This window comes from Cognataquiflexum rubidum (assembly GCF_022538115.1).
GTDB lineage: Bacteria > Bacteroidota > Bacteroidia > Cytophagales > Cyclobacteriaceae > Cognataquiflexum > Cognataquiflexum rubidum.
In genome coordinates, this window is sequence record NZ_JAKZAL010000038.1 from 21,932 (window position 1) to 28,275 (window position 6,344).

A 6,344-nucleotide genomic window follows, 5' to 3' on the forward strand; every position below is an offset into this window, starting at 1 on the left:
AAGTATAGACTTCTTTTTAAGAAAATCACTTTCCTTTCATCACTTCTGAGTCCCATGCCTGATCGTTGAGCGTAAACTGACGGTTGAGCTCTGAAGAAAGCAAAGCTTCCTGCATTTCTATTGTTCTCCTTACAGAGGAAATGTATTCTTTTTGGTCATGTTTTACTTTGACCAATTCTTTTAGGGCTGCTTCATCATATTTGATAAAGTTTTGGGCCAATCGGTGTACTGTATGTGCCCTAAATCCCAATTTGACCAATACATCTTTGCCCAACCTAACAGAACTGTCGAGGTGTTCTCTGTAAATATTGGGTACCTCCATCTCCATAAGTTCGTAGGCATCGCCACGGTTTTTTGCCCTCACCATCAATTCAAGGTTGGGAAAATGTTTTTTGACTGTCTCGACCAATAGGTAATTGGTTTCAGGATTGTCAATGGCAGAAATCAGGATTTTGGCTTCATGTGCCCCTGCGGATTCCAACAAGTCCGCCCTCGTGGCATCTCCATAATAGACTTTAAATCCCATCTTTCTCAGCAAGTCTACCCTGTCAGAATCGCTGTCCAAAATGGTAGCTTGGATGCCGTTTGCCCTAAGAAATCGTCCTATTGTACTTCCAAAATGTGAAAAGCCTGCTATAATCACCCCGTTTTTTTCATTGACTTCGTCCGCTTCTTTTTCTGTTTTTTCCAAAGTCCCCACTCTTGGCAGGATCAGTTTTTCATTCAATAAAATCAATAAAGGAGTAATTGTCATGCTGATGGCAGTAATAGCCATGAGCATTTCGGTAGTGGGTTTGTCCAAAATTTGCAGCTGACTGGCAAATGAATAGGTCACAAAAGAAAACTCTCCCACCTGACTCAGGCCTATCGAAAATATAAGGTTTTGGTCCAAACTGAGTTTTGCGTATTTCCCGATTCCAAGCAAAATAAGGGTTTTGAGCAAAAGGATCCCCAAAGTAATGGAAATGACCCTCCCTGCATTTTCTCCGATCAGGCCAAAATTGATGGAGGCACCAACAGCGATGAAAAACAATCCGAGAAGTAATCCTTTGAATGGATCCAAATCACTTTCCAGTTCATGCTTGAATTCTGAATTGGCCAATACCACCCCGGCCAAGAATGTGCCTAAAGCAGGACTCAATCCTACCAATTCCATCAGAAAGGCAATGCCTACCACGATCAACAAGGCGCAGGCGACAAACAATTCCCTCAGCCTTGTCTTTGCAATAATCCGCAGGAGTGGCACAAAAGCGTACCTTCCCAATAAAACCACCAAGCCTACTGCTCCGATTACGAATAATGTCTGAATCCACCCGGCAAACTGCTCGATAGGACTGCCATGATGCTCTCCAGAAAGTGATTCACCGGCAACGACCAACAACGGAATAATGGCCAACATCGGAATCACCGCGATATCCTGCATCAGAAGAACCGCGAAGGAGTTTTTTCCTGCTGCGGAATCCAATTGGTTTTTTTCTTTCAGAGATTGTAAAACTATCGCAGTGGAGGAAAGTGAAAGCGACATGGAAACTGCCAACGAAACTTGCCATGAAAATCCAAAACCAACCATGATCCCAAAAAAAGCTCCTGTTGTGAGCAAAACCTGGGACAATCCGATTCTTGTGATCATGGCGCGCATTTGCCATAGTTTGGCAGGCTCCAATTCCAGACCTATAAGGAAAAGCATCATCACCACACCAAATTCCGCAAAGTGCATGATGTCTTCTCCTTCCTCTCCAATAAACTCAAGGGCATAAGGTCCGATGATGATTCCTGCCAATAAATAACCCAACACCGATCCCATTCCCAATTTCTTGGCAATGGGGACACAGATAATGGCTGCTGCCAAATAGATGATTGCTTGAAACAAAAAACTGTCTTCCATGGCTTATATGCTAAGTTGGTTCAAACTGTCAAGTGATGTTAATTCTTTTGATATTTCCTCCGAATCCCGAAGAAAGGTGACCAATCTTCGGTATGCTTCTGCAGCAGATTTCAAATCCTCAACATTGATTTTATGGGTTCCATTGACCTGAAAGGGAGGAAGGTAAGTCATATTGCAAAGTTTGGCTGTCTGATAGAAAGGCAGGAAAAATTCCTTTAAAGTATGACCATGTCTGCCTTCTTTGGAATAAGCATCTTTTGCGCCGCCCGAACTCACGGCATTGAAGATGTATTTTCCCTTTAGAAAAATTCCTCCGGGACCATAAGCCCATCCAAACTCCAATACCAAATCAATCCATTGCTTGAGTAGGGGCGGGGCTGAATACCAATAAACAGGATGTTGCCAAATGATGATGTCAGCCATGACCAAGGCTTCCTGTTCAGCCTGAACATCTATGTTGAAATCAGGATAAAGTTCATAAAGGTCCCTGATTTCGACATTTTCCAAGTCTTTGACTGAGTCAGCTAAGACTTGGTTGATGGCAGAGTGTTCGTATTTTGGATGTGCTAATAAGATCAGTACTTTTTTCATAAATACTCCTGATGTATCCCCGAATTACAATTTGAACTAAACACAATATCAATCTATATCTTAATATCAAGTAATATCATAATTTAAGACCCTAGAAGTTTAATAAAAATCCTTAGGTACTTTTCCATGATATTGATATTTTTTTTGATAAGCCTCTGCGAGTGCAAGGAGTTTACCTTCCCCAAAATAATTGCCTACCAAGGTGATGCTCGTCGGCCTTCCTTTTTTGTCAAATCCATTGGGTAAACTCAGTGCCGGATGTCCGGTAAGGTTGGTGATTAGCATCTGTCTTCCACCAAAAGTCGGAGAGATGATGACGTCATACTCTTTGATCAGGGCATGCAATTCCTCTATCAATAAGCGCCGGTGCCGGTTTGCCTGTAGGTATTCCACAGCAGGAATAAACCTGGATTGACGGAGGGAGTTTGCCCTTGAGCCTTTATCCTGTTCCACCATCAAGCTGTCTCTGCCCGATAAAATCAACTCATCAAAAAAAGCTCCGGACTCAGCCCTTAGAATGATGTCAAATACGCTGAAGGGGTAACCTTTAGGCAATTCAACCTTTTGAGGCTCTATCCCTAATTTTCTAAATTCCTCCAAAGTACGCTTGTTATGGATATGGTTGGCAGAGGTGTCTGATTCAAATTGGCTGTAGAAATAGCCGACTTTTAACTTTTTGAGTTCGGCTTCACTTACAAGTTCAAATGAGGCATCATGCACGGAGCGATCCATCCCATCCTTTCCCCTGATATAGTCAAATACAACGGCACAATCTGCCGCATACCTGCATATCGGTCCGACTTTGTCCATACTCCATGAAAGTGTCATGAATCCTGTCCGACTGACCGCTCCAAATGTAGGTCTCAATCCCGTCACACCGCATCTCGTAGAGGGAGAAATGATCGAACCGAGGGTTTCTGTTCCGATAGAGAAAGCAACCAAACCTGCCGAGGTCGCCGAACCCGAACCTGCTGATGAACCTGTTGCTCCCTGTGTCAAATCCCAAGGATTTTTGGTTTTCCCACCAAACCATACATCTCCTCTAGCCAAGCTACCTGAGACAAGCTTTCCCAAAAGGACGGCTCCTCCTTCCTCTAGTTTTTTGGCTACAGTAGCGGTTTCATTGATTACCTGATCTTTATAGGGTGCTGCGCCCCAAGTTGTGGGGTAATCCGGGACTGCTGCAAGGTCTTTGATCCCATAAGGAATGCCATGCAGTGGTCCTTTGTAATTTCCCGAAGCAATTTCTTCATCGGCTTTTTGGGCCTGAGACATGGCCAAATCTTCAGTCACTGTAATAAACGCCTGAAGTTTTGGATCGTATTTTTTAATTCTTTCCAGGTAAATCTTGGTAAGCTCGACAGAAGAAATTTGCCTTGATTTGATCAGTCCTGCCAATTCCCGAATCGACAGAAAAGCGATTTCATCCCTGTCTTTAGGCAATTTCACATTTTCATCTACCTGCCAAACATGCAATCCTTTGGAAGGAACAATCTCCAAATCCATCGGATAGGGGTCAAAAGAAATAGCAGGTTCATTATCGTTGCCCAAAGGAAAAGTCCGCATGGCGTCGTATCCTTTTCGGTTGTCTGTGAGGTAGGAGAGCATGGTGTCTATCTCCGTTTCATTGAATTCCAGATTGAAAAGTTTTTGGGCAGCTTTGACATCTTCTTTACTGATTGGTGAGGTGTTTTTTGCAAGGACAAAGCCAAATACAACACCAAACAAGACACCTAGTCCAAGCAGCAACCAAAAGTTTTTTTTCATGATATGTATGTTAAGTATTTGAAAATCATTAAGTAATCAAAGAACCGGAGAAAGTAATCTTGCAATCCTTTCAGGAAATTCAAGATAAAATGGCCGCTTCTCCCAATCACCGGAATTCAGTTTTTTTGCAAATTCAAGGTCTTTCATAAAAGAGTCAGTCAACTCCTTTGCAATTCCTGAATCGAAAATATTGACATTGACCTCAAAATTGATGTCAAAACTTCTGATATCCATGTTGGCTGTTCCCACTACTCCGATCAGGTCATCGATGACCATTGTTTTGGCATGCACAAATCCTTTTTCATAGAGAAAAACCTGAATTCCTGCTTTTAACAATTCCCCATAGTGAGACCTTGCGGCAGCATTTACGGTAAGGGAATCAGAAATTCCGGGTACTAAAATCCTGACATCCACCCCGGAAAGTGCCGCAACTTTCAGTGCATTAACGATACTTTGGTCGGGAATGAAATAGGGCGTCGTGATATAAAGCTTGGTTCGGGCGAGATTGATGGCCTTTAGCATCGAAAGCATGATGATGGCCCTTGCATTGTCAGGTCCTCCGGCTACAATCTGAACAGCCGAACCTGTCAGGGAATCTTCAAACTGATTGTCAAAATAGACAGAGTCAAGTTGGATTTTTTGACCCGAACAAAAATTCCAATCGCTCAAAAATATAAGCTGAAGGTGAAGTACAGCGGGACCTTCGATTTTCAAATGGGAATCCCTCCAAAAAAGCTTTTTCTGTGACACGCTGTTGATATACTTATCACAGACATTGATTCCTCCTACAAATCCTATTTTTCCATCAATGACCAAAATTTTTCTGTGGTTTCTGTAGTTCATTTTGCTTGCCAACAAAAAAACCTTGATTTTATTGAAAGCAAATACTTCGATGCCTGCATTTCTGAGTTCGTCTGCAAACTTTCCCCTTATATTCTTGCCTCCAAAATCATCGAAAATAAACCTTATTTCGATTCCTTCCTTTGCTTTTTGGATCAACAGGTCTTTGATCTGATTGCCTAGAGTGTCATTTTCAAAGATGTAATATTCTAGATGGATATGGTGTTTGGCTTTTTTGATGGATTCGATTACTTCGGGAAATTTTTCTTCCCCATTGTTCAATAAAGTGACCTGATTTCCGTCGGTAAGTGGGTTATAACTATCGTTGACCAATAGCTTGACCAAACCCGCCCCATATTTGATTTCCTCTTTATTGGCTTCAAGTGTCTTTTTGGTGTGGAGGATGATTTTATGGTTGAGTTCCTTTATTTTGACATTGTCTGCCAATAATTTTTTCTTGAAAATGTTTCTCTTTCTAAAATTGATTCCGAAAAACAAGTAGAAAAGTATGCCTAAAAACGGTACAAAAATCGCGAGCATCAGGTAACTCATCGTTTTTGAGGAATTTTCAGTATCGTAGATTATCCGGAGACAAACCGAAACAAGGAGTACAATATAAAGATTCTGAAAAATGATGATCCAATCCATAGGATACCTGATAGGTGGGCTTTGGGAGAATATCCCCTTCCAATGAAATATATCAAAAAGATTGAAATAATTCGGGGTTATCCCTCAAATCCTATTTTTTTATGGCTTCCGTCACAAAAAGGTTTGTTGGAAGAACCTCCACAGCGACAGAATGCCGTGACTTTATACTTCTTTTCGGTTCTTCCATCTTTGAATTTGACTTCGATATTGCCATAGACCATCAGCGGACCGTTTGGAGTTACCTCGACAATCTGTTCAGAAATAGTGCTTTCAGGTTCTTTGCTCTCCTTATTATAGTAATACCCCAAAGCTCCCGAAGGACATTTCTTGATCTGTGAGACGATTTCTTCTGTATTTGCGCCATTTTGGTCGATCCAAGGCCTTTTTTCGAAGTTAAAAACCCCTGGCAGCCCGGTCACGCAGTTTTTGGAATGGATGCATTTGTCAGGTTCCCATGTGATGGTTACTTCTCCGTTTGAATACTCTTTCTTGATCATGGTTTTGTGGTTTTGGATTTGTATGGCTTTAATTTAGAATATGTATATCCGCAATGATACCAGTGGCCAAATAAATATAAAGTGACAGCTAGTGACAATCGTTATTTGTTAAAGAT

At 41.7% G+C, this 6,344-nt stretch carries 5 protein-coding genes; all 5 read right to left on the bottom strand.

Annotated elements, in window-relative coordinates; translation table 11 throughout:
* Window positions 1–25: 25 nt before the first annotated feature.
* The gene (locus tag MMU05_RS22485) at window positions 26–1,885 is read right to left on the bottom strand and encodes a monovalent cation:proton antiporter-2 (CPA2) family protein (protein WP_241143903.1); all 1,860 of its coding nucleotides are present in this window, start codon (window positions 1,883–1,885) and stop codon (window positions 26–28) included.
* A gap of 3 nt (window positions 1,886–1,888) precedes the next feature.
* Complete coding sequence (gene kefF / locus MMU05_RS22490) at window positions 1,889–2,476, bottom strand: glutathione-regulated potassium-efflux system oxidoreductase KefF (RefSeq protein WP_241143904.1); 588 nt, start codon at window positions 2,474–2,476, stop codon at window positions 1,889–1,891.
* 99 nt (window positions 2,477–2,575) lie between these two features.
* Complete coding sequence (locus MMU05_RS22495; protein WP_241143905.1) at window positions 2,576–4,243, bottom strand: amidase; 1,668 nt, start codon at window positions 4,241–4,243, stop codon at window positions 2,576–2,578.
* A 36-nt stretch (window positions 4,244–4,279) separates the two neighbouring features.
* Window positions 4,280–5,731 carry a cardiolipin synthase gene (cls, locus tag MMU05_RS22500; protein WP_241143906.1) on the bottom strand — a complete coding sequence of 484 codons (1,452 nt, stop codon included), beginning with the start codon at window positions 5,729–5,731 and terminating at the stop codon, window positions 4,280–4,282.
* A 77-nt stretch (window positions 5,732–5,808) separates the two neighbouring features.
* Window positions 5,809–6,228, bottom strand: coding sequence for a (4Fe-4S)-binding protein (locus MMU05_RS22505; RefSeq protein WP_241143907.1), 420 nt, complete (start codon window positions 6,226–6,228; stop codon window positions 5,809–5,811).
* Window positions 6,229–6,344 lie beyond the last annotated feature (116 nt).